We start from the raw sequence: 21,763 nt of genomic DNA, 5'->3' as shown, positions 1-21,763 counted from the left end.
TTGGCGAGGGGCCATGACTGACATTTAGCCAGCCACCGACCGAGGCGTGTAGACAATCGGCGCGCCGTCGCGCGTGATGATGCGGGTCTGGCTGGAGCCAAGCAGCACCACGGTGCGCATGTCTGCCATATCTGGCGTGGTGTCTTGAAGTGGCACGATCTTGATCGTCTGGTCCGGGCGGGACACATTGCGGGCAAAGATCATCGGGCGGTTGTCACTACAGGTGTCTTTTAGGGTTTTAAGTGCCTTTTCAAAGCCTTCTGGGCGGGACTTGGAGCGCGGGTTGTAGAAAGCCATGGCGAAATCTGCCTCAGCGGCCAGACGCAGGCGTTTGTCGATCAGCTCCCAAGGTTTAAGATTGTCGCTGAGATTGATGGCGCAGAAATCATGGCCAAGCGGCGCGCCACATGCCGCAGAGGCCGCCAGCATTGCTGTGATGCCGGGCAGCACGCGGATGTCGAGATCGCGCCATGCGGCCTCGCCATGTTCCACCGCTTCAAACACCGCAGCAGCCATGGCAAACACGCCCGGATCGCCGGAGGAGACCACAACCACACGTTTGCCCTCAGAGGCCATTTCCAGCGCATGGCGGGAGCGGTCGATTTCAACACGGTTGTCTGACGAGTGCAGGGTCAGGTTCGGGTTGGCTGCCACACGTTCCATATAGGGGATATAACCCACTGCGTCAGTGGCTTCGGCCAGCGCGGCCTGTACCTGTGGGGTCACCAGCGCTTCATCACCGGGGCCAATGCCCACGATCTGGACCCAGCCTTGTTCTGACGTACTCATGGGCGGCGCCCCTGACCGTGTACAACGATGATGGAAAAATAGGGGGTCACGTCGTCTGTCATTTCCGAAAGTTTTGTCACCGTCTGCTTGGGCATGGTGGCGTATTGCACGATCCAGGCATCCTCGTAGCGGCCTGCGGATTTGAGGGCGGCGATGGCCTTCTCAAAGTTGGTGCCGATTTTCATCACCACCAGCGAGTCGGTGCGCGCGATGTAGTCGCTCAGCGTGTCTTGCGGCAGGGTGCCGGTGAGCACGGTGAGCACGTCGTCACCCCAGGTGATCGGGGCGCCTGTGGCGGTCCACGCGCCGGACATACCGGTGATGGCGGGGACGACTTTTACGGGCACGACTTTGCGCACGCGCTCATAGATGTGCATGAAGGATCCGTAAAAGAACGGGTCGCCCTCACAAAGCACAACAACATCATCACCAGCCTGCGCGAGGCGGATCAGATGCTGTGTCACATCCTCGTAAAACTCTGACAGGATTTCATTGTAGCGCGGATCAGACAGCGGGATTTCGGTGGTGACCGGATACTCCATCGGAAATTCGATCACACCCTCGGGCAGAAGCCCTTCGACGATCTGGCGGGCTTGGCCTTTGCGGCCTGCCTTGCGGAAGAAGGCCACATGTTTGGCACCGGTCAAAAGACGGTGCGCGCGCACGCTCATGAGGTCGGGATCGCCGGGGCCGAGGCCAACGCCGTGGATTGTGCCGGGCGCGCTCATTCTTTGCGGCTCGCGATGGCGTTGATCGCTGCCACTGTCATGGCGGAGCCACCAAGGCGGCCTTCGACAATCATGCAGGGCACGGGCTGGTCCGCCCAAAGCGCGTCTTTGCTTTCCATCGCGCCGACAAAGCCCACGGGGCAGCCGATGATGGCGGCGGGGCGGGGACACTCGGGATCTTCGAGCATGTTCAGGAGGTGAAACAGCGCGGTTGGCGCGTTGCCGATGGCCACAATAGCTCCGCCCAGACGGTCACGCCAATGTTCCAGCGCGGCCGCAGAGCGGGTGTTGCCCATCTCTTTGGCAAGATCGTGGATGCCTTCGGCGTGCAGGGTGCAGATCACATCATTGTCCGCAGGCAGGCGCGGGCGGGTCACGCCTTCGCTGACCATACGCGCATCACAGAAGATCGGCGCGCCGTCCTCCATGGCTTTGCGGGCGGCAGCCACCATCCCGGGGGTGAATTTCACATGCTGCTCCAGACCAACCATGCCGGCGGCGTGGATCATGCGCACAACAACCTGTTCTTCGTCTGCGTCAAAGCCGTCTAGTGCTGCCTCGCGGCGAATGGTGGCAAAGCTTTCATCATAGATCGCCTGACCATTCTTCTCATATTCGTAAGGCATCAAAATTCTCCCAAGGCGGTGGTCAGCTGGTCCGGCGTGAGGCCGGTTTTTGTGGGCGCATCCCATGGACGGCCGTTTTTGACAAGATCAAATGCGCCGTTGTTGCCCACAAGGGTGGTGGCGCAGGGGCGCGGGCGGGCGCAGCCTTTGGCGCAGCCGGAGACATGCAGTGCGCCGCGCGCGGTGGCGGCCAAGGCGCGGGCAAGCGGGCGGGTCTCAACGGAGGAGGAGGTGCACAATGGCGCGCCGGGGCAGGCATCAATGCTCAGCAGAGGATCACTGAATTCGGTGATGAAATCGGCGGTTTCAACCGGTTCCACCCCTTCGAGCAGGAAAAGCCGCCAAGGTGTCACGCGCATCGCATCGGCTTGTGTTGTCTGCACCAATGCGGCCAGCGCGGTGGCTTCGATCTGGCCAAAGGCCGCGCCAAAAACGGTGCCAAGGGCGGTTGCGCCGGGGCGCAGAGCCGCTGCGGGGGCGGTGGGCAAAGCGGCTTGCCAGTCGACGGGCAGGGGCGTCATGGCCACATGGGCGGCCATGCGGCGGCGGCTTGGGCCATCGGTTTTGACAAACCACTGCGCCATGTCAATCAGCGTATCCACTGCGGTGGCGGCGGTGACCGGACGCCCACGGGACGCGCCGTCTGCACGCAGGATCAACGCGCCCTCAGAGGTGCGCTCCAGCCGGAAATCGGCGGAGTTCTGTATGAATTGCGGTGCGCCGTCGATGTCGATGGCAAAGCCCATTTTGGCGGGCAGCTCGGGGAAGTCGCCCAGACGGGCCACCAGCGCGTTTGCGATCTGGTCGGTTTCGTCTCCGGCTTGCCAGAGCGGCGGGATCAGGATGTTGCGGCGGCTTTCCAGCAGGGGGTCATCGGGCAGCAGGCCGAGATCTGCAAGACGCGCCAGAACCGCCTCGTGATCGGCCTCCGCCACGCCACGGATTTGCAGGTTGGCGCGGCTGGTGAGGTCAATCAGGCCGGAGCCAAACTCAAGTGCGGTGGCGCAGAGGCCCAGCACCTGCGCCTGTGTGAGCCGCGCCAGCATCGGGCGCACGCGCACCACCAGACCGTCTCCGGACATCATCGGCTTATAGGCGCCGGGGCACCAGCCTTTGGCGCTGGGGCGGGTCATGCCAGACGTTCCAGCTCTGCGAGAATGGAATTGCGGCGGGTGATCCAGATACCGGCCTCATGCAGCGCGGCAAAGCGGTCACGCATGGCGGCCAGCGCCGGCGGGTTTTCCTTTTCAAGGAAGGTGACCACCTCTGCGTCGCCCAAAGTGGCGTCGTGATAGGCATCAAACAGCTGTGGCGGCACCGCGCCTGCGAGATTGGCAAAAGCGGCCATATGCTCCAGCGTGGCCGCGATTTCGGCACCGCCCCGGAAACCATGGCGCATCATGCCTGCTAGCCAATCCGGGTTGGTGGCGCGGGCATGTACCACCCGTGCGATTTCCTCGGTGAGGCTGCGGGCGCGGGGATTTTCCGGGTTGGTGTTGTCCACATGATAGAGGTTCGCGTTGCCGCCGGTGATCTTTTGCGCGGCGGCAAAGCCCGCCTCGTGGGTGGCATAATCGGACGCCAGCAGGAGGTCGGTTTCGGGCATGTCCTGCAAATGCACAAAGCTGTCAGCGGCGCCCACCAGCGCGCGGATGCCATCCGCGTCTTTGGTGATCTTGTCGCCGTCAAAGGCATAGGATGACGCGTTGAGCCAAGCCTCGCCTGCGGCTTTGCGGCCTTCTTCCGAGTAGTTTTCGATGTCGTGGCCCATGCCAAGGCCGTAGCTGCCGGGCGCGGGGCCGTAGACCCTTGGCGCGGTGATGCGGCCCGCGAAGGGATTCCAATCGGCGGCTTCGTCGCGTTCTGCCAGAGCTTTGACCGCCTGACCAAAGAGTGTGCTCAGCGTTGGGAAGACATCGCGGAACAGGCCGGAGACACGCAGGGTGACGTCAATGCGGGGGCGGTCCAGCAGCGCGATGGGCAGGATTTCAACGCCGGAGACGCGCTCGCTGCCTTCGTCCCAAACAGGTTTTGCGCCCAAAAGGTGCAGCGCCATGGCAAATTCTTCGCCTGCGGTGCGCATGGTGGCGCTGCCCCAGAGATCGACGATCAGTTTTTTGGGATAGTCGCCCTCTTCCTGAAGGTGGCGGCGCACCAGCTCTTCGGCCAGTTTCACGCCTTGGGCGTAGGCGGAGCGTGAGGGCACGGAACGCGGATCGGTGGTGAAAAGATTGCGGCCTGTGGGCAGCACGTCTTTGCGCCCTCGATACGGCGATCCGGAGGGGCCTGCCTCGATGCGTTTGCCAGCCAGCGCGCGGGTCAGGGATGCGCGTTCGGCATCAGCCGAGGCGCTGGCGTCAAACGCGTCTGCGATGGTGGGGGCGCGGCCAAACACATGCAGGCCGTCGCCAAATTGGCTTTCCTTGATGTCGCAGACAAAGGTGTCGATGCGGGTGATCACCTCTGCCAGAGAGGTGGCGTCATCCAGCCCAAGTTCTGATTGCAAACCAAGCGCCTCGGCTTCGTCTTTGATGTCCGATTGCAGCCGGTCGCGCCGTTTGGGATCAAGGCCGTCAGCGTTGGAGAACTCGTCCAGCAGGGTTTCAAGCCGCGCAAACCGCTGTGGTGTGGCGCTGGCTTTCAGCGGGGGCGGCACGTGGCCAAGGGTGAGCGCGTTGATGCGACGCTTGGCCTGCGCCGCCTCGCCGGGGTCGTTCACGATAAACGGGTAGATCACCGGCACGTCGCCAATAAGCGCCTCGGGCCAGCAGGCCTCGGAGAGGGCCACGGATTTGCCGGGCAGCCATTCCAGTGTGCCATGGGCGCCGATGTGCAACAGCGCATCGGTGGCCTGAGTTTGACGGAGCCAGAGGTAGAAGGCCACGTAGGAATGGCGCGGAACGCGGGAGAGATCGTGGTATTCGTCTTCGCGGATCAGATCGGTGCCCCGTTCCGGCTGTAGCGCGATCAGGATATTGCCGCGTTTTGTAGCCTTGAAGGTGAACGCACCATCCGCAACGGTTGGATCATCCTCCGGTGCGCCCCAAGCCTCTGCGAGATCTGCCTGCAGCGTTTCTGGCAGGGAGGTCAGTGCAGTTTTGTAATCGGCCAGCGACCAAGAGATCGTTTCGCCGAGCAGTGCGTCTGCAAGAGGCGCTGCCTCGCCGTTTCCGGTGTCAAAGCCGTCATCGGCAAAATCAGACAGGATCGCCTCAACACTGGCAAGCGGGTCGAGCCCGACGGCGTGCGCCATGTTCCAGTCTTTGCCCGGATAGGTCGACAGCACACAGGCCAGGTGTTTGTCTGCATTGGATTTCTGTGCCAGCCGCACCCAGCCTTCGACCTTATCCGCAATGGCGGTGATGCGGTCAGGCAACGGGCGGTGGGCAAAGCGGGAATACTCCAGCGCTTCGTCTTTTTTACCGGGTTCCTTGAAGGAGCTCACGCCGGCAAAGAGACGGCCGTCGACCTCTGGCAACACAACGTGCATGGCGAGATCGGAAGGGGCAAGGCCGCGCTCTGCCTCTGCCCAGGCTTTCGTGCGGGAGGTGGCCAGCGCCACCTGAAAGACCGGTGCTTCGGTGGCGTCCAGAGGCGAGGTGCCATCCGCGCCCTTGCCGGAGAAAGAGGTGGCGTTCACAATCGCGGCGGGTTTCAGATCGCGGAGGGTGTCGGCCAGCCAAGCGGCGGAGGCGTGCACTTTGAGGGAGGGGGCAAACAGCCCCACAACATCAAAGCCACGTCCGCGAAATTCTTCAAACAGCGCCTCAATCGGGGCGGTGTCCGCGGCGCTAACGTAGGCGCGATAGAACGTCAGGGCAATCAGAGGCTTTGCAGTATCACGCCCGGTGAGCGGGTCAGACAGGCCCGTCTCAGGCGTCCAACCGCCGTGATCGGGCAGCGCTTTGGAGCCCATGACCGGCTTTGCATAGAGCCCTGCGGCCAATGCCAGCTGCGCCAGTGCGGCCTGCGCGGCAACCGCGCCACCAGTGTCACAGAGATGGGTCAGGCGGTGCAGGGTGGACACCGGAAGGGTGGAGACTTCATCCAGCCGTGTATCGGGCCGCCCGTCTGCGGGCAGTACGGCAAGGGCGATGCCTTTTTCCGCAGCCAATGCCTGCACCTGCTGGATTCCATATTGCCAATAGGAAATGCCGCCAATCAGGCGGATCAGGATGGCTTTGGCGCCAGACAGTGTTTGGTCAATATAGGTGTCGACCGACAGCGGGTGTTTCAAGGCTGTCAGATTGGCAAGGCGCAGCGTGGGCAGATCGCCATTGCTGCGATGCCAGCCTGCCGCGAAAGCCCCCAGATCGCTGTCGGAAAACGACAGCACCACAAGGTCAGCCGGTGACTGACCCAGATCCATTGGGGTTTCGGCCTCATCAAGACCGTGGCTTTCGCGAAAGACTACATGCATGGGCGTTTAGTCTACCAGAGCGGCGCGGATCGCATCCACATTTACGTCATCATGTTCCGCAATCACGACCATGCGGCCCTGACGGCCTTCTTCAGGCTTCCATGGGCGGTCAAACTGATGGCGCACGCGTGCGCCCACAGCCTGCACCAGCAGACGCATGGGTTTGCCTTCAACGGCGGCATAACCTTTGACGCGCAGGATGTTGAGATCTTTTGCCATTTTCTCGATCTTGGCGGCAAAAGCTGCGGGATCGCTCTGCTCTGGCACGTCGATCACAACGCTTTCGAAATCGTCATGTTCGTGGTCGTGGTGCCCATCGTGATGGGAGGGGCGAGCCTCCAGATCGTCTTCGGCGGCGGCTTCCAGACCGAGGATCACGCGTGGATCCACTTCGCCTTCGGCCACTTCGACCACAGGCAGGGGACGCGGCGCTTCGGCCAGCACGATTTCTTTGGCTTTGGCCACACCTTCGGGGCCTGCAAGATCCGGTTTGGTCAGAAGAACGATGTCCGCGCAGCTGATCTGATCTTCGAAAACCTCGGATAGCGGGGTTTCGTGATCCAGACCTTCGTCGGCCTCGCGCTGGGCATCCACTGCGGCCACATCAGGGGCAAAACGGCCATCGGCAACCGCTTCGGCATCGGCCAGCGCGATCACGCCGTCCACGGTGATTTTGGAACGGATATCGGGCCAGTCAAAGGCTTTCAGCAGCGGCTTTGGCAGGGCCAGGCCGGAGGTTTCAATCAGAATGTGCTCGGGGCGCGGCTCAAGCTGCATAAGGGCTTCGATGGTGGGGATAAAATCATCCGCCACGGTGCAGCAGATGCAGCCGTTGGCCAGCTCCATGATGTTTTCCGCCGGGCAATCCGGGATGGCGCAGGATTTCAGGATCTCGCCGTCCACACCGACATCGCCAAATTCATTGACGATCACCGCAAGGCGTTTGCCCTGTGGTTTGGTCATCAGGTTGCGCACCAGTGTCGTTTTGCCTGATCCCAGAAAACCGGTGATCACGGTGACGGGAAGTTTTTCAAGAGTGCTCATTCGGGGATCTCCAGTGGGGGAATGCGGGCGATGCAGTTTTTGCGGAAATGGGTGGAGCGTTCGCGCCATGGAACCAGCCCGTCAGCGGTGGCGGCATATTTGCTCACGCCGTCCGCAACCAGTTCCGCGTCTTCTGCACCGGTGAAATTGCCATAGACATAGGTCCAGCGCTCATCGCCGCCACGCACGGTGATCGAGCAGCCAAAATCGCAGTTGGAAAAGCACTCAACACCTTTCACGGTCACGTTTTCCGGCAGGTCTGAGGCGGTGAGCGCATCAAACAATTGCGTGCCGGGGCGCGGCCCTTCGACGTCGGTTGGCTGGCCGGCACGGCAAGTGGTGCAGACAAGCAATTCGACTGGAGCATTTGCATCAGCCATCAGATCTGGTCCCTTTTCAGGGACGGGGCAAACACGGGACATCTGTGGAGAGCCCGACACCGAAACACCCCGTCCGGTTTATGTCATTTGCGCTGGCAGGTCTCCCGGCTTGCGGATCTCAGAGCTTTGGCTCTGGTGGTCCTCCTGCCTTCCCGGATCTCTCCAGTGGCTGTGGCGGACCTCTCCGGTCACGGTCGCGGGGGCGGCTGCGCTTTGGGCCTTGACGTTGGACCCGTTTCACATTCCCTTTTCACCTGCTCAAATCGAGCAGAAACCAGCGACAACCCGAATGGGCAATGATTGCGGCTAAGTCAAGCGCGAACGGAGGGGCAGGAATGTCTGAAAACACGGATCAGAACGAACGCCACAAGGCCAAGATGGCCAAAATCAAAGCGGCGCGAGACAGGATGATGGCCACAAAGACCGAAGAAAAAGGTCTGATCATCGTGCACACCGGGCCGGGCAAAGGCAAAAGCTCCTCCGGATTTGGCATGATTATGCGCTGCATTGCACATGGCATGCCGGTGGCTGTGGTGCAGTTCATCAAAGGCGCGATGGCCACGGGGGAGCGGGCCTTTCTGGAAGAGCATTTCCCAGAAGAAGTGCAATTTCATGTGTCAGGGGAAGGGTTTACCTGGGAGACGCAGGACCGAGAGCGTGACATTGCCAAAGCAGAAGCAGGCTGGGAACTGGCCAAGGAGCTGATCCGCAACCCTGAGAACCGCTTTGTGATGCTGGATGAAATCAACATCGCGCTGCGCAATGACTATCTCAACATCGACGACGTGGTCGATTTTCTGCTGAGCGAAAAGCCGGAGATGACTCACGTTCTTTTGACTGGCCGCAATGCCAAGCCGGAGCTGATCGAGGCCGCTGATCTGGTGACAGAGATGACTCTGCTGAAACATCCGTTCCGCGATGGCATCAAGGCGCAGGCGGGGGTGGAATTTTAAAGCATGTTCATCGGGCACCTTCCTGCTGGATATCTCCTCGCGAAGTCGCCTGTGTTTGCGCGTGCGTCGCGCACGGTTTTCTGGGGTGTTTTGCTTGGGAGTGTGGTGCCCGATTTGGATATGTTGTGGTTCTACTTCGTCGATCAGGGCAGTACACATCATCACGACTATCTGACACATCGCCCGATTTTATGGGCCGCTGTACTTCTTATCGGGGCGCTTTTTAAGGCGGGGTTTCTGATCGGACTTGCAGCCGGCGGGCTTTTGCATCTCGCGCTCGACAGCATCGCTGGGAAGGTGACCTGGGGCTGGCCCTTTTCTGAGGTTTCGATGACGCTTGTGACTGTGCAAGCAACCCATGATCACTGGATAAAATCGTTCTTGTCCCATTGGACTTTCAAGGTAGAGCTTGTTTTGGTTGCCGTAGCCTTGATCGTCTTTGTCCGTTCAAATTTCAAAGGAAGATCTGAATGATCAAACGTCTGCTCACCGAATTTGGCATGGGCTCTTCGCTCAGACGCCAGGATTACACCGAGGCGGCAAGCCGGGCTGTGAAAGACGCGCTGTGGCACAATTCGATCAATCTCGCGGAGCTTTTTGGCAAAGACAAATCAGAGATGATCATCACCGTTGAGGTGGCAGTGCAGCAGCCAGACAAGATTGACACAGCAGTGATCGCGGCGATCTTCCCGTATGGGCAGGTCACGGTTGTGCCGATCAAAGGCGGGCTGGACGTGCCGCGCAATGATGGCGGCAACCCGACAGTGATGGCCAATGTGGCGATTTCGGTGGCTTTGGATGTGGAGGTCGCGGCATGAGCGAGCAGCGATTCATCATCGAAATGGGCATGGGCAACGATCAATACGGGCAGGACTATACCAAGGCCGCTGCCCGTGCGATTGAAGACGCGATCCGGCATTCTGCCATCCCGATGTTTGCCGCTTTAGGTAAAGATCCCAAAGAGATGCGGGTGCAAGTAACCGTGGGGGTGCAGGAGCCCGAGAAGGTCGATTGTGACGCTTTGGCAGAACGTTTGCCGCGAGGACGTGCCGAAGTGAAAGCGGTCTTTGGCGGGATGAATGTGACCAATCCTGATGACGGAAACGTGCTGGTCATCGCCTCAGCGGCGGTGGAGGCCTTCCTCCCAAAACAGGGCTGAGTCATGGGCAAGGCGATTATGATACAAGGCACCGGCTCCAACGTCGGCAAGTCGATGCTGGTGGCGGGGTTGTGCCGGGCGGCGGCGCGACGGGGGCTGTCTGTGGCACCGTTTAAGCCGCAGAACATGTCCAACAACGCGGCGGTGACCTCTGACGGGGGCGAGATCGGGCGGGCGCAGGCGTTGCAGGCACTGGCCTGCGGCAAGGCGCTGACCGTGGATATGAACCCGGTGCTGTTGAAACCGGAGACTGATGTGGGCTCGCAGGTGGTGGTGCAGGGCAAGCGGCTGACCACGGTGAAGGCGCGGGAATATGCCAAACTCAAGCCGCAGCTGCTTGAGGCGGTGCTTGAGAGCTTTAACCGTTTGAAATCGAATAGTGATCTGGTGATCGTTGAGGGCGCGGGCAGCCCGGCGGAGGTCAATCTGAGGGCCGGAGACATCGCCAATATGGGCTTTGCGCAGGCCGCAGATGTGCCTGTGGTGTTGGCCGGAGACATCGATCGGGGCGGCGTGATTGCGCAGGTTGTCGGGACGCAGGCGGTGATATCGGAAGAGGACGCGGCGCTGGTAGTGGGCTTCTTGATTAACAAGTTTCGCGGTGATCCGAGCTTATTTGATGATGGGTATGATCTGATTAAAGCAACGACCGGTTGGGACGGCTTTGGGGTGTTGCCCTATTTCGGCGAAGCGTGGAAATTGCCTGCCGAGGACGCGCTGGAGATCAAGAATGCCGAGCGTGAGGGCGGCTTGAACGTGGTCTGTCTGGGGCTGTCGCGGATTGCGAATTTTGACGATCTGGACCCGCTGGCGCAGGAGCCGGGCGTGTCGCTGACCATGTTGCGGGCGGGGGAGCCGATCCCCGGTGATGCGGATGTGGTGATCCTTCCGGGCAGCAAGTCGACTCGCGGTGATCTGGCGTTTCTGCGGGAGCAGGGCTGGGATGTGGATCTGGCGGCTCATGTGCGGCGTGGTGGCCATGTGCTTGGGATTTGTGGCGGATATCAGATGCTTGGTGCGGTTGTGAAAGATCCTGAGGGCATCGAAGGGCCTGCTGGAGAGACCGAAGGGCTTGGGCTTTTGGATGTGGAAACCGAGATGACACCGGACAAACGTCTGACGGAAACCGAAGCGGTGCACGTGGCTTCCGGTGAGGCCTTCCGGGGCTATGAAATCCACATCGGGCGCACGGATGGGCCAGATCGGGCGCGGCCTTTTGCACAGGTGGCCGGGCGCGATGAGGGGGCTGTTTCAGCTGGGGGGCAGGTGTCAGGGAGCTATCTGCACGGTATGTTCCGCGATGACGGGTTCCGCCGGGCCTGGCTGACGGCGCTGGGTGCGCAGGTGGGCAACGCGGGCTATGACGCCACCGTACAGGCTGTGCTGGATCGTCTGGCAGATCATGTGGAAACACATCTGGATGTGGATGGCATCTTGGCAGCTGCGCGCTAAAACTTCGATGCCTCCGGCGGGAGTATTTTTAGCAGAATGAAGGGCTTAGCTCCGGCTGCGGCGCAGGTCGCGGACGGATTTGCCGTGGGCGTTTTTGAAGGCGCGGGCGAAGCTGGTGGGGCTGTTGAAGCCTGTTGCAAGGGCGATGTCGCGCACCGTCAGGCGGGTGTCTGTGGCGAGGCGCAGGGCTTCTTCGAGGCGCAGATGCAGATATGTGGCCTGTGGCGAGCTGTTCAGATGCGCGGCAAAGCGCATTTCCAGCGTGCGGGTGGAGGTGCCGATGATGGAGGCAATGGCTGGGATGGAGAGCGGCGTGTCAAGCGCGCGGGCCATGACATCCAGCGCGCGGCCAACCTGCGGGTGCTGGCGCATCTGGCGCGGGGTTGAGGTGGGACTTTGTGCCTGAGAAGGCATGGGATCATAGAGAAAAGCACTGCCGACGCGGCGCGCGAGATCGGGGCTGAAGCGGGTGGCAATCAGGTGCAGCATCATATCGATGCAGGGGCTGGCCCCGCCCGAGGTGGCAATGCGCCCTGACAGACAAAACCGGTCCTGAAGCGTTTTAACCTGCGGGAATTGTTGGGAGAATTTTTCGAGGTCTTCCCAGTGGGTGGTGGCCTCATGACCATCCAGAAGCCCCGCGCGCGCGAGTAGCCACGGGCCGCCGTCGATGGCGGCGAGCGAGGCGCCGGTGCTGTTTATACGACGCAGCGAGGCGCTCAGACGCGGGGTGGATTGTTCCTCCAGACGAAAGCCCGCCACCACAAACAATAGATCACATCTGTCCAGCTCAGACAGCGCAGGGCCGGTGATTTCAAGGCCACTGGTGAGGGCAGCAGGCGTGCCCTCTGCGGTGAAAAACTGCCATTTGAAGAGCGTTTTTCCGGCGCGGCGGTTGGCGGCGCGCATGGGATCGACGGTGGCGGCAAAGCTCAGCGTGTTGCACTCATCCAGCACCAGAATGGCGGTGTTGAGCGGGGCGGGGTTAGGGCGAAAAACGCTGATTTCTGCGGATTCAGTCATATAATTTTCGTAAAATGAAAAGTGTTGCGCTGCAAGAGCAGTACGGTTGGGCAAGGAGCAAGAAAGGAATCGCCATGCCGCTGCAAATGAATCGTGAGGTTTTCATCACCTGTGCCGTGACCGGATCGGGTGGGACGCAGGATCGCAGCCCGCATGTGCCGCGCAGCCCGAAGCAGATTGCCGACAGCGCGATTGCGGCGGCCAAGGCGGGCGCGGCGGTGGTGCATTGCCATGTGCGTGACCCAGAAACCGGCGCGCCGAGCCGTGATCTGGGGCTTTATCGCGAGGTGACCGACCGCATTCGCGACAGTGAGGTCGACATGGTGCTAAACCTGACCGCTGGCATGGGCGGCGATATGGTGTTTGGCGGCGTGGAGACCCCGCTGCCGACTGTGGCGGGCACCGATATGGTGGGGGCCACGGAGCGGGTGGCGCATGTGGCGGAATGCCTGCCGGAGATTTGCACATTGGATTGCGGCACGATGAACTTTGCCGAAGCCGATTATGTGATGACCAACACGCCGGGCATGCTGACGGCGATGGGGAAAATGATGACAGATCTGGGGGTTAAGCCCGAGATCGAAGCCTTTGACACCGGGCATCTGTGGTATGCCAAACAGCTTGTGAAAGATGGCGTGCTGGAGCCCAATGCGCTTGTTCAGCTCTGTATGGGCGTGCCGTGGGGCGCGCCGGATGACCTCAACACCTTTATGGCGATGGTCAACAATGTGCCCGATGAGTGGACGTTCAGCGCGTTTTCTCTGGGCCGCAATCAGATGGCCTATGTGGCTGCAGCGGTGCTGGTCGGGGGCAATGTACGTGTGGGGCTGGAGGACAACCTGTGGCTCGACAAAGGTGTGCTGGCGGAAAACTGGCAGCTTGTGGAGCGCGCGGGCACGATCATTGAGAACATGGGTGCGCGGGTGATTGGCCCGGGAGAAGTGCGCGAAAAGCTTGGCTTGGTGAAACGCGCGCCGAAGGACTGAGGCCTTGCGGGAGGGCGGCGCAACAGCTGCGCGCGGCGGGGTAAGCTTTGCAGGCTTTTGTGCCCACCGCGCGCTGTTTGGCCAAAAACACAACATGTCGGTATCGCGTCGGTATCCCTACGGTATTGCGTCGGTGCCAAAAACGGCCTTTGAGTCGGCGGTGCAATGGTTAAGAAAGGCCGTTGCGCGGCCTTTTGTGCGCGCGGCAGAGCGACGGGTTTCAGGCGGGTTTGATCCGGCACAGGAAGCAGTTGTTAGACGCGCTGCGCACATCGACAAAAGCGATGTCGTCCCGCGCCAGCAGGCTGGCGGCATAGGTGCTGATCTCTGCCGTTGGGGTGACCTGGCCGGTGCCGTAGACAATGCGCTCGTCAGAACTGTAGCCGCGCACAATATGGCGCGGCGCGCTGAGGATCGCCGGAAGGTCGGCGCTTGGCGGGGTGCCTGCGCAACTTTCACAAAGATAGATCGGGCCGGTTTCGGTGAAGGGGTTTTGGCCTTCAAAGGGGCGGTGCGCCAGCGTGAAGAACGGCTGCCCGGCGGCGGTTTCTGTCAGGCAGGCACGGCAGGGATGACCGGGGCCTTCGCAAATCGCACGTTCCACGGGGTTGCCATAGGCGTCGATGCCGCTCGCGCGGATTGCGGCCACCTCGGCGGCGGGCAGCGGATGAAAATGAACAGACATAGGCGGTCTCCTTTTTTGAGGGAGACTAGGGCGCGCTCAGAGGTGCAGCGACCCGTATCATGCGGAAAGGACACGGGATGACAAAGACAGCAGCGATTATTGGCGGCGGGGTGATTGGCGGCGGATGGGCGGCGCGGTTTCTGCTCAATGGCTGGGATGTGCGGGTGTTTGATCCGGATCCGGAAGCGGAGCGCAAGATTGGCGAGGTGATTGCCAATGCGCGGGTGAGCTTGCCGGGGCTGAGTGACACGGCTTTGCCTGCCGAGGGGGCGCTGAGTTTTCATGAGACCATGTCTGAAGCTGTGGACGGCGCGGCTTGGATTCAGGAGAGCGTGCCGGAGCGGCTGGAGCTGAAGCGGAAGGTCTATCAGACGCTGCAGGAGCATTGCGCCGAGGATGCCATCATTGGCAGCTCCACCAGTGGCTTTAAACCGAGCGAATTGCAGGGTTGCGCGACGCGGCCTGCGCAGATTGTGGTGACCCATCCGTTTAATCCGGTTTACCTGATGCCGCTGGTCGAGGTGGTGCCCACCGAGAAGAACCCACCGGAGATGGTGGCGCGGGTCAAAGAGATCCTGACCGGGGTGGGGATGTTCCCGCTGCATGTGCGCAAGGAGATTGATGCCCATATTGCGGACCGCTTTCTAGAGGCGGTGTGGCGTGAGGCGCTTTGGCTGGTGAAAGACGGGGTGGCCACCACCGAGGAAATTGATGAGGCGATCCGCATGGGCTTTGGCATTCGCTGGGCGCAGATGGGGCTGTTTGACACCTATCGTGTGGCGGGCGGTGAGGCCGGGATGAAGCATTTTATGGCGCAGTTTGGCCCTGCGCTGGAATGGCCCTGGACCAAGCTGATGGATGTGCCGGAGTTCACTGAGGAGCTGGTGGATCTGATTGCGGGGCAGTCTGACGCACAATCCGGCCATATGAGCATTCGTGAGATGGAGCGCATTCGCGACAACAATCTTGTGTCGATGATGCGGGCCTTGAAGGCGCAGGATTTTGCCTCCGGTGCGGTGCTGAACAAACATGACGCCAAGCTCTCTGCCGAGGCGGGCATGGTGCGCACAGCCCGCGAGATTGTAGACCCAAGCCAGCCGATTGTGACGGTGCGCCGGGCGGTGCCGATCGACTGGCTGGATTACAACGGGCATATGACCGAGAGCCGCTATCTGCATGCCTTTGCCGATGCGACTGACCGGCTGATGGAGATCATTGGTTGTGATCAGGCCTATATCGCCACAGGCGGGAGCTTCTTCACTGCGGAGACCCATATCCGGCATATTGACGAGACCCATTTGGGCAGCGTGATCGAAGTGCGTACCCGCGTGTTGATGGGCGAAGGCAAGAAGATGCATGTTTGGCATGAGATGTATGCGGGTGAGAAACTGTTGGCGACGGGGGAGCATATCCTGATCCATGTGAGCCTTGAGACCCGCCGGCCTGCGCCGTTTAGTGAAGAGATTGCCGCCAATCTGAAGATGATCTGTGACGCGCAGGCGGATCTGCCTGCTCCAGAAGGCGCCGGGCGCTATGTGGGGCAGCCGCGATGAGCAGGCGGGTTCTGATCACGGCGGGCGGCTCTGGCATTGGTCGCGCGATGGCGGAGGCTTTTGCGCGCGAGGGCTGGCAGGTCTGGGTGGCGGATCTGGATGGCGCGGCTTTGGCGGATGCGCCTGAGAGCTGGCGCAGCACGCAGCTTGATGTGACCGATGAGGCAGGCGTGGCTGCGCTGTTTTCGGAGGTGCAGGCTGCGTGGGGCGGGCTCGATGCGCTTTGCGCAAATGCCGGAGTTGCCGGGCCGACTGCGGCTGTGGAGGATATAAAACTGCAAGACTGGCAGGCCTGCGTGGCGGTCAATCTGGAAGGCGCGTTTCTGGCGGCGAAATACGCCGCGCCGATGATGAAGGCTGCCGGGCAGGGGGCGATTGTGGTGACCAGCTCCACAGCGGGGCAATATGGTTACCCTTACCGTGCGCCTTACGCGGCCGCCAAATGGGCGGTGATTGGGCTGACCAAAACTCTGGCGATGGAGCTCGGGGGCTATGGCGTGCGGGCCAATGTAATCTGCCCCGGCGCGGTGGAAGGGCCGCGGATGGAGGGGGTGCTGGCGCGGGAGGCGGCCGCCAAGGGAATGAGCCGCGATGACGTCTATGAGGGCTATGCCAGTGGCACGGCGCTGGGGGCCTTTGTGGAGGCGCGTGATGTGGCGGATATGGCGGTGTTTCTCTGTTCAGAGAAAGCCCGGATGGTCAGCGGGCAGGTGATTGCCGTGGACGGGTTTACGGTGAATCCGGATCCGAAGGCTTAGGGGCTTTGCCCTGCCACCGCAAGCGGCGGCCACCCCAGGATATTGGGAGAATGAGAAGCTAGGGCGGCTTATAGCGTGGCCTTGAGGCTTTCCAGATGGGCGGGGATGTCGCGGGCGCTGATGTCGGCCTGACGTACCAGATTGTCAAAGTGCTCGGTGAAGGAAGTCACGCGCTCTGTGTCGCGAAAGGCGAGGTAGTTGCGGCCCAGATAGAGCACGGCGAGCAGGGGGCCGAAGACGGTGATCGGGCTGGAGTAGAGGCGGCGGGCGTCAAAGAGGTAGAGGCGCAGGCGCGGGTAGAGCTGTTCTGTAAGGGTTGCGAAATGGGCGAGTTGCCGGGCGCGGATGTCGGCGGGCAGGCCGCGATGGTAGCCCTCGCCATTGGCAAAGGATTCCATATCGTGGCGCGGCAGGGCGATTTCATAATCCGATTGTGAGGCGCGCATCAGATCCAGCCGGTCGCGGGAGGCGTTGATGGCCTGCTCAGCAGTGCGGCCCAGATGCGGCGAATATTCCCAGTTCAGCATCTCATCGGTTTTGAGCATGTCCGGCAGCGCTGCGGGGACGTGACGGATCTTGTAGCCTGCGGCCTCTTGGTGCCAGGCGAAGATCTGTTCATCCACCAGCGCGCGGGGGGCCTTGGTGACGGTGAGCGCATTGGCGAGAATATCGGCGGTGTTTTCAGGGCGGTCGGTGAGCGAGAGCAGCCAGTCGGCAGAGACCCCAAGCGCCGCCGCGCATTCACCGACAACCTGCGCATTGGGGAGCCGCGCGCCCTCGTCTTTGAGGAGTTGGCTAATGGTGGAGCGGTCTACGCCGATGGTGCGCGCGAGCGCGGCCTGAGACATGGCGCTGGTCTGCATGGCGGTGGCAAGGCGCTGGCGGAAGCGGTCGGCGCGGAGCCGTTTGTCGATATTTTCGATCATGTGGTGATTAATATCACCTATGACGATTTTTGTTAATCATATTCGGAATTCTGAAACGCACCGCGGCGCGATAGCTCTGGTTGTGCTCACAAAACCGTGAGCCTGACTAAGACGAAGAAAAGGCACGGCGATGGAAACTCCCAAACGCTCGATTGTGAAAGCGGTGATCTGGAATGTGATTGGGCTGATGTCCATGGCATTGGTGGGGCTTTGGGCGACGGGCTCTTTGGCGATGGGCGGCAAGATGGCGGCGATCAACACAGCCATCGGTTTGAGCTGCTATGTGATCTACGAGCGGGTCTGGGCGCGGGTGTCCTGGGGGCGTGTGCGTGGATAGGGTGCAGCCCAAGAAGGTGCGGGTGGAATGGCCCACCCTTGGGTTGCTTCTTTTGTGTTATGCGCTGTTTGCGCTGGGCACTGTCTGGGGCGCGGCGTTGTGGTTGCCTTTGGGCATGGGGCTGACGGTTGTGGCCATGGCGCTGCACAGCTCGCTGAGCCATGAGGCCTTGCATGGACATCCGTTTGAAAACAAAGTGTTGAATGCCGCTTTCGTGTTTCCGGCGCTGGGGCTGTTTGTGCCTTATCTGCGGTTTCGCGACACCCATCTGGCGCATCATTTGGACAGCCGTCTGACCGATCCATATGACGATCCGGAGAGCAATTACCTCTATCAAGAGGACTGGGCGGCGCTGCCCAAATGGCGTCAGCGGGTGCTGAATTGGAATAATACGCTCGCCGGGAGGCTGTTGGTTGGACCGCTGGTGGGGCAGATCTGTTTCATGGCTGCAGATTGGCGAGCGGTGCGCGCAGGGGACATGGCGGTGTTGCGCGGCTGGCTGTGGCATGGGCCTGCGGTGGCAGTTGTGCTCTGGTGGTTGGCGGCTGTTGGGCAGATGCAGGGGTGGGCGTTTGGGTGCTGTGCCTATGGGGCAATGGCGATTTTGAAGATCCGCACCTTTCTGGAGCATCAGGCGCATGAGCGCGCGCGGGGCCGCACGGTGATCATTGAGGATCGCGGGCCTTTGTCCTGGGTCTTTCTCAACAACAATCTGCATGTGGTGCATCATATGCATCCCAAAGTGGCCTGGTATCAGCTGCCCAAACTGTTTCGCAGCCATCGGGCGCGTTATCTGTCGCGCAACGAGGGTTATTATTTTGCCTCCTACAGCGAGGTGTTCCGGCGCTATTTCTGGCAGAGCAAAGACCCGGTGGCGCATCCGCTGTGGCGCAAAGGCGGGTGAGACCTGCCGCGGGTGGCTATTCCACAGTGACAACAGCGTCTTAGGTGTGCATCAAGAGCGTCATGGAACTTTGGATCATTGCCTCCGTCGCCGCAGCCGCCTTTCAGACCGTGCGCTTTATGCTGCAAAAACACCTCGCGCAGGTGAAGCTCTCTGCCGCTGGGGCCACATTTGCGCGGTTTGTGTATTCCGCGCCGATTGCCGCGACCATTCTGCTGACGCTTGTCGCCTTGGGGCAGGTGAAGCTGCCTGCGTTGTCCTGGGCCTTCTGGGGATATGGCATTGTGGGCGGCGCGGCGCAGATCACCGCGACCGTGTGTACGGTGATGTTGTTTGGGCGGCGCAATTTTGCGGTGGGCATGGCTTTCATTAAAACCGAGGTGCTGCTGACGGTGCTGATTGGCATTCTGGTGCTGGGCGAGGCGGTCTCTGCTCTTGGGATGGCGGCGATCTTCATCGGTTTGGCCGGGGTTTTGGTGCTGTCGGGGCCGATTGAGGCCAACCAACAGGGCTGGCGGCGGTTTCTTAGCCCCTCGGCGGCGCTGGGCCTTTTGGCCGGAGCGCTCTTTGGCGTGTCGGCGGTCTGTTACCGCGGAGCCTCTTTGCAGGTGGCGCTGGATGCGCCGATGCAGCGGGCGCTGGTGACTTTGGCGGCGGTGACGGCGATGCAGATGGCAGGCATGTGGGGCTGGCTGAAGCTGCGCGAGCCCGGCGAGGTGGCCAAGGTGCTGGGCGCCTGGCGCAGTGCGGGCTTCATCGGGCTGACCAGCATGGGCGGAACCTTCTGCTGGTTCACGGCCTTCACGCTGCAAAACGCGGCTTATGTGAAAACCGTGGGACAGATCGAGCTGGTGTTTGGCATTCTGGGCACGGTGCTGATCTTCCGTGAGACGATCAGCCGGCGGGAATACCTTGGCATGGCACTTTTGGCGGCGTCGATTGTGGGGCTGATCCTGCTGGCCTAGGCTCAGCGATCTTGTTCGTGGCCGTAGAGCCTGAGAAAGAGGCTGGATTCGTCGTTGTTTTTGAAGAAGGGCACGGCGGCAGGTGGGTTGCGGTCGGTCACGCGGGCCTCGATTTCGGCGAGCACAACCTCGGTGATGAAGGGCAGGTCAAAGGCGCGCACGTCTTTCAGCGGGATCCACTGAAGGTGGGACAGCTCTTCGCAAGCGGCTGAGAAATCATCCAGATCGGTGGCGATTTCATCGGCGTCCAGAAGAAAGAAGCGCGCATCAAAGCGGCGCGGGCGACCCGGAGGCGTGATGGCGCGGAAGACAAATTGCAGCGCTTCGGCGGTGGGGACATGACCGGTTGCGGCAAAGCTTTCCCAATCCGGCGCTGGCGGCTCTGACCAGCTGCCTTTCTGCCCGAGGATCAGCCCGGTTTCTTCCCACAGCTCGCGAATGGCGGCCACGCAGAGCGCATGAGACAGATCGTGCGCGCTGTCTTCGCGCAGACGGTCGGCGCAGAAATCAGGTATCTGCGTTGCAAGGGCGATGTCCGCATCACCCGCGTCCACCGCACCGCCGGGAAAGACCACCTTGTTGGGCATGAAGGCCGCTTTGGCGCCGCGCTGTCCCATCAGAATGCGGGGATCGGTGTCCCGATCCCGCAGAACGATGACCGTTGCGGCGTCTCGAATGGCGGTTTTGTCGATCGTCATGCCCGTATGCTCCCCTCAGCTTGAGGGGTCTTGGGACGGATCACTAAAACCCGTGCATGCGGCGCGCCCATTGAAACGCGACCACGCCCCCCTTCAGTCGAGGAAGAAGGTAGAGCGAGAGCGCGACGCAGCCAACCGCAAAAATTGTAAAGAGGATAAGAGGTTCTGGTCGCCAGTGCACAAAGGCCACGTGCAGGAGCGGGGCCATGAGGTGGCCGACGATCAGAATGGTCAGATAGGCGGGGCCATCATCTGCGCGGTGGTGATGCAGCTCTTGTTTGCAGACCGGGCAATGGTCGCGCACCTTCAGATAGCCCTTCAGCATAGGGCCATTGCCACAATTTGGGCATTTGCGGCGCCAGCCGCGCATCAGGGCAGGTTTTAAGGGTCTGTCTTCCAATGCTGCCGTTGTCTCGCTCATCACATGTCCTCGCGTTCGATCCGGTCAAAATGATGTAGCGGGCGCACAGATTAAAGAGGTCAAAATGCCTTGCGGCGGGATGTCGCAAAGGAAGGGCTTGCGGGGGCACTTGCCGGAGCTGTGGAAGGCCAAAGAAAGGCACGCGCAAAAAAATCGAAAAAAGTTGCGACGGAATGGCGGGGGCGGCGCGTTCTATCTGCACCAAACAGGCAATGAGCCACATTGGACGATGCCTAAAGAGGAGAGATCGAGATGCAAAGCAAACTGATGATCGGCGCGGTTGTGATCGCAGCATTGGGGGTGACGGCGGTTGGGGCTTCTGCCAAAGAAGGAGGCAAGGAGCGCCATCATCGCGGCCATCACATGCCCGCTTTTGAAATGCTGGACACCAATGGCGACGGTGTGGTGACCCGCGCGGAGCTTGAGGCACAGGCGCAGGCGCGTTTTGACGGGGTGGATGCCAATGATGATGATCTGATCTCCCGCGATGAGATGCGGGCCCATGCGGAGGCGTCGGGCAATGCGCGCATGGCCAAAGGTGTGGACCGGATGTTTGACCGGCTGGATGCCAATGAGGACGGTCAGCTCTCCGCCGAGGAAATGAAACCCAAGGGCGACCGGATCGGCAAGATGCTGGAGCGGTTGGACAGCGACGCGGATGGTCAGATCAGCAAGGCGGAATATGACGCCATGAAGGAAAAGCACGCCGGCAAGCGTGCAGAGCGTAAGGCTAAGATGTTCAAGGCGCTTGATACCGACGGTGACGGCAGCATCAGTCAGGAAGAGTGGGACGCGGCCAAGGAAGCGCGTGGCACAGTCAAACGGGGTGAGGCAGCGACGCAGGACAACTGATCCGGCCGAGCTGATCGGGGCGGTGGGAGATGTCCCCTCCGACCGTCCCGGCCTGAGCCTGCTGCGCATCGCTTATCCGGCTTTACCACCGGAGCGATTGCGCA

24 protein-coding genes and 1 riboswitch are annotated in these 21,763 nt (G+C 61.2%); of the genes, 12 read left to right on the top strand and 12 right to left on the bottom strand.

Annotated features, from left to right (window positions below):
- Positions 1-24: 24 nt before the first annotated feature.
- Genes cobJ through J7400_RS06220 form a run of 7 tightly spaced genes read right to left on the bottom strand, consistent with a single transcriptional unit; the run spans position 25 to position 7,987 of the window.
- The gene (gene cobJ, locus J7400_RS06250) at positions 25-789 is read right to left on the bottom strand and encodes a precorrin-3B C(17)-methyltransferase (RefSeq protein WP_209060890.1); all 765 of its coding nucleotides are present in this window, start codon (positions 787-789) and stop codon (positions 25-27) included.
- Positions 786-1,517, bottom strand: a complete 732-nt coding sequence (cobI, locus tag J7400_RS06245) for a precorrin-2 C(20)-methyltransferase (protein ID WP_209060885.1) — start codon at positions 1,515-1,517, stop codon at positions 786-788. Before cobI ends, cobJ begins: the two co-directional genes overlap by 4 nt.
- Entirely contained in the window at positions 1,514-2,143 is a 630-nt protein-coding gene (locus tag J7400_RS06240; protein WP_209060882.1) for a precorrin-8X methylmutase, read from the bottom strand. The genes cobI and J7400_RS06240 overlap by 4 nt, the downstream gene beginning before the upstream one ends.
- A complete protein-coding gene (locus J7400_RS06235; protein WP_247738646.1) occupies positions 2,143-3,276 on the bottom strand; it encodes a cobalamin biosynthesis protein CobG in 1,134 nt (377 codons plus the stop codon). Before J7400_RS06235 ends, J7400_RS06240 begins: the two co-directional genes overlap by 1 nt.
- The gene (gene cobN / locus J7400_RS06230) at positions 3,273-6,563 is read right to left on the bottom strand and encodes a cobaltochelatase subunit CobN (RefSeq protein WP_209060879.1); all 3,291 of its coding nucleotides are present in this window, start codon (positions 6,561-6,563) and stop codon (positions 3,273-3,275) included. Before cobN ends, J7400_RS06235 begins: the two co-directional genes overlap by 4 nt.
- Before the next feature lie 6 nt (positions 6,564-6,569).
- Positions 6,570-7,607 carry a cobalamin biosynthesis protein CobW gene (gene cobW, locus J7400_RS06225; RefSeq protein ID WP_209060878.1) on the bottom strand — a complete coding sequence of 346 codons (1,038 nt, stop codon included), beginning with the start codon at positions 7,605-7,607 and terminating at the stop codon, positions 6,570-6,572.
- A complete protein-coding gene (locus J7400_RS06220) occupies positions 7,604-7,987 on the bottom strand; it encodes a DUF1636 domain-containing protein (RefSeq protein ID WP_209060876.1) in 384 nt (127 codons plus the stop codon). Before J7400_RS06220 ends, cobW begins: the two co-directional genes overlap by 4 nt.
- A gap of 76 nt (positions 7,988-8,063) precedes the next feature.
- Positions 8,064-8,281: riboswitch (cobalamin riboswitch) on the bottom strand.
- A 41-nt stretch (positions 8,282-8,322) separates the two neighbouring features.
- Here J7400_RS06220 and cobO point away from each other — a divergent pair.
- The 5 genes from cobO to J7400_RS06195 are packed head-to-tail and all read left to right on the top strand — an operon-like array spanning position 8,323 to position 11,551.
- Positions 8,323-8,940, top strand: a complete 618-nt coding sequence (gene cobO / locus J7400_RS06215; RefSeq protein WP_209060874.1) for a cob(I)yrinic acid a,c-diamide adenosyltransferase — start codon at positions 8,323-8,325, stop codon at positions 8,938-8,940.
- 3 nt (positions 8,941-8,943) lie between these two features.
- Complete coding sequence (locus J7400_RS06210) at positions 8,944-9,414, top strand: metal-dependent hydrolase (protein ID WP_209060873.1); 471 nt, start codon at positions 8,944-8,946, stop codon at positions 9,412-9,414.
- Positions 9,411-9,758, top strand: coding sequence for a Lin0512 family protein (locus J7400_RS06205; protein ID WP_209060872.1), 348 nt, complete (start codon positions 9,411-9,413; stop codon positions 9,756-9,758). The genes J7400_RS06210 and J7400_RS06205 overlap by 4 nt, the downstream gene beginning before the upstream one ends.
- Positions 9,755-10,099: a Lin0512 family protein gene (locus J7400_RS06200; protein ID WP_209060871.1), complete on the top strand. Its 345-nt coding sequence runs from the start codon at positions 9,755-9,757 to the stop codon at positions 10,097-10,099. Before J7400_RS06205 ends, J7400_RS06200 begins: the two co-directional genes overlap by 4 nt.
- 3 nt (positions 10,100-10,102) lie before the next feature.
- Entirely contained in the window at positions 10,103-11,551 is a 1,449-nt protein-coding gene (locus J7400_RS06195) for a cobyric acid synthase (protein WP_209060869.1), read from the top strand.
- A gap of 45 nt (positions 11,552-11,596) precedes the next feature.
- Here J7400_RS06195 and J7400_RS06190 read toward each other — a convergent pair whose 3' ends face one another.
- Entirely contained in the window at positions 11,597-12,574 is a 978-nt protein-coding gene (locus J7400_RS06190; protein WP_209060867.1) for a GlxA family transcriptional regulator, read from the bottom strand.
- Positions 12,575-12,648: 74 nt separating this feature from the next.
- Here J7400_RS06190 and J7400_RS06185 point away from each other — a divergent pair, with 74 nt between their 5' ends.
- The gene (locus tag J7400_RS06185) at positions 12,649-13,560 is read left to right on the top strand and encodes a 3-keto-5-aminohexanoate cleavage protein (protein ID WP_209060864.1); all 912 of its coding nucleotides are present in this window, start codon (positions 12,649-12,651) and stop codon (positions 13,558-13,560) included.
- Between the two features lie 220 nt (positions 13,561-13,780).
- On the opposite strand, the gene J7400_RS06180 is transcribed toward J7400_RS06185, so the two are convergent.
- On the bottom strand, positions 13,781-14,245 hold the full coding sequence (locus J7400_RS06180) for a DUF1203 domain-containing protein (protein WP_209060862.1): 465 nt from the start codon (positions 14,243-14,245) through the stop codon (positions 13,781-13,783).
- A 77-nt stretch (positions 14,246-14,322) separates the two neighbouring features.
- On the opposite strand from J7400_RS06180, the gene J7400_RS06175 reads away from it, so the two are divergent.
- On the top strand, positions 14,323-15,798 hold the full coding sequence (locus J7400_RS06175; protein ID WP_209060860.1) for a carnitine 3-dehydrogenase: 1,476 nt from the start codon (positions 14,323-14,325) through the stop codon (positions 15,796-15,798).
- Positions 15,795-16,556 carry an SDR family NAD(P)-dependent oxidoreductase gene (locus J7400_RS06170; RefSeq protein ID WP_209060859.1) on the top strand — a complete coding sequence of 254 codons (762 nt, stop codon included), beginning with the start codon at positions 15,795-15,797 and terminating at the stop codon, positions 16,554-16,556. The genes J7400_RS06175 and J7400_RS06170 overlap by 4 nt, the downstream gene beginning before the upstream one ends.
- A 68-nt stretch (positions 16,557-16,624) precedes the next feature.
- On the opposite strand, the gene J7400_RS06165 is transcribed toward J7400_RS06170, so the two are convergent.
- Positions 16,625-17,482 (bottom strand): helix-turn-helix transcriptional regulator, encoded by an 858-nt coding sequence (locus J7400_RS06165; protein WP_209060858.1) that lies wholly within the window; start codon positions 17,480-17,482, stop codon positions 16,625-16,627.
- Positions 17,483-17,612: 130 nt separating this feature from the next.
- Between J7400_RS06165 and J7400_RS06160 the strand changes: the two genes are divergently transcribed.
- The 3 genes from J7400_RS06160 (at position 17,613) to J7400_RS06150 (ending at position 19,688) form a co-directional block, all read left to right on the top strand.
- The gene (locus J7400_RS06160; RefSeq protein WP_209060855.1) at positions 17,613-17,819 is read left to right on the top strand and encodes a DUF2061 domain-containing protein; all 207 of its coding nucleotides are present in this window, start codon (positions 17,613-17,615) and stop codon (positions 17,817-17,819) included.
- Positions 17,812-18,723 carry a fatty acid desaturase gene (locus tag J7400_RS06155; RefSeq protein WP_209060853.1) on the top strand — a complete coding sequence of 304 codons (912 nt, stop codon included), beginning with the start codon at positions 17,812-17,814 and terminating at the stop codon, positions 18,721-18,723. Before J7400_RS06160 ends, J7400_RS06155 begins: the two co-directional genes overlap by 8 nt.
- Positions 18,724-18,785: 62 nt before the next feature.
- Positions 18,786-19,688, top strand: coding sequence for a DMT family transporter (locus J7400_RS06150; RefSeq protein ID WP_209060851.1), 903 nt, complete (start codon positions 18,786-18,788; stop codon positions 19,686-19,688).
- Positions 19,689-19,690: 2 nt separating this feature from the next.
- Here J7400_RS06150 and J7400_RS06145 read toward each other — a convergent pair whose 3' ends face one another.
- Positions 19,691-20,386: an NUDIX domain-containing protein gene (locus tag J7400_RS06145; protein WP_209060849.1), complete on the bottom strand. Its 696-nt coding sequence runs from the start codon at positions 20,384-20,386 to the stop codon at positions 19,691-19,693.
- 43 nt (positions 20,387-20,429) lie between these two features.
- Positions 20,430-20,807 carry a DUF983 domain-containing protein gene (locus tag J7400_RS06140; RefSeq protein ID WP_209060847.1) on the bottom strand — a complete coding sequence of 126 codons (378 nt, stop codon included), beginning with the start codon at positions 20,805-20,807 and terminating at the stop codon, positions 20,430-20,432.
- A 252-nt stretch (positions 20,808-21,059) separates the two neighbouring features.
- Here J7400_RS06140 and J7400_RS06135 point away from each other — a divergent pair, with 252 nt between their 5' ends.
- A complete protein-coding gene (locus J7400_RS06135; RefSeq protein WP_209060846.1) occupies positions 21,060-21,659 on the top strand; it encodes an EF-hand domain-containing protein in 600 nt (199 codons plus the stop codon).
- Positions 21,660-21,763: the final 104 nt, after the last annotated feature.

It is taken from the genome of Shimia sp. R9_2 (assembly GCF_017743735.1).
In the GTDB taxonomy this organism is placed as follows: Bacteria; Pseudomonadota; Alphaproteobacteria; order Rhodobacterales; family Rhodobacteraceae; genus Shimia.
Note: the sequence above shows the minus strand (reverse complement) of the source record. Positions and strands in the feature narration are given on the sequence as shown.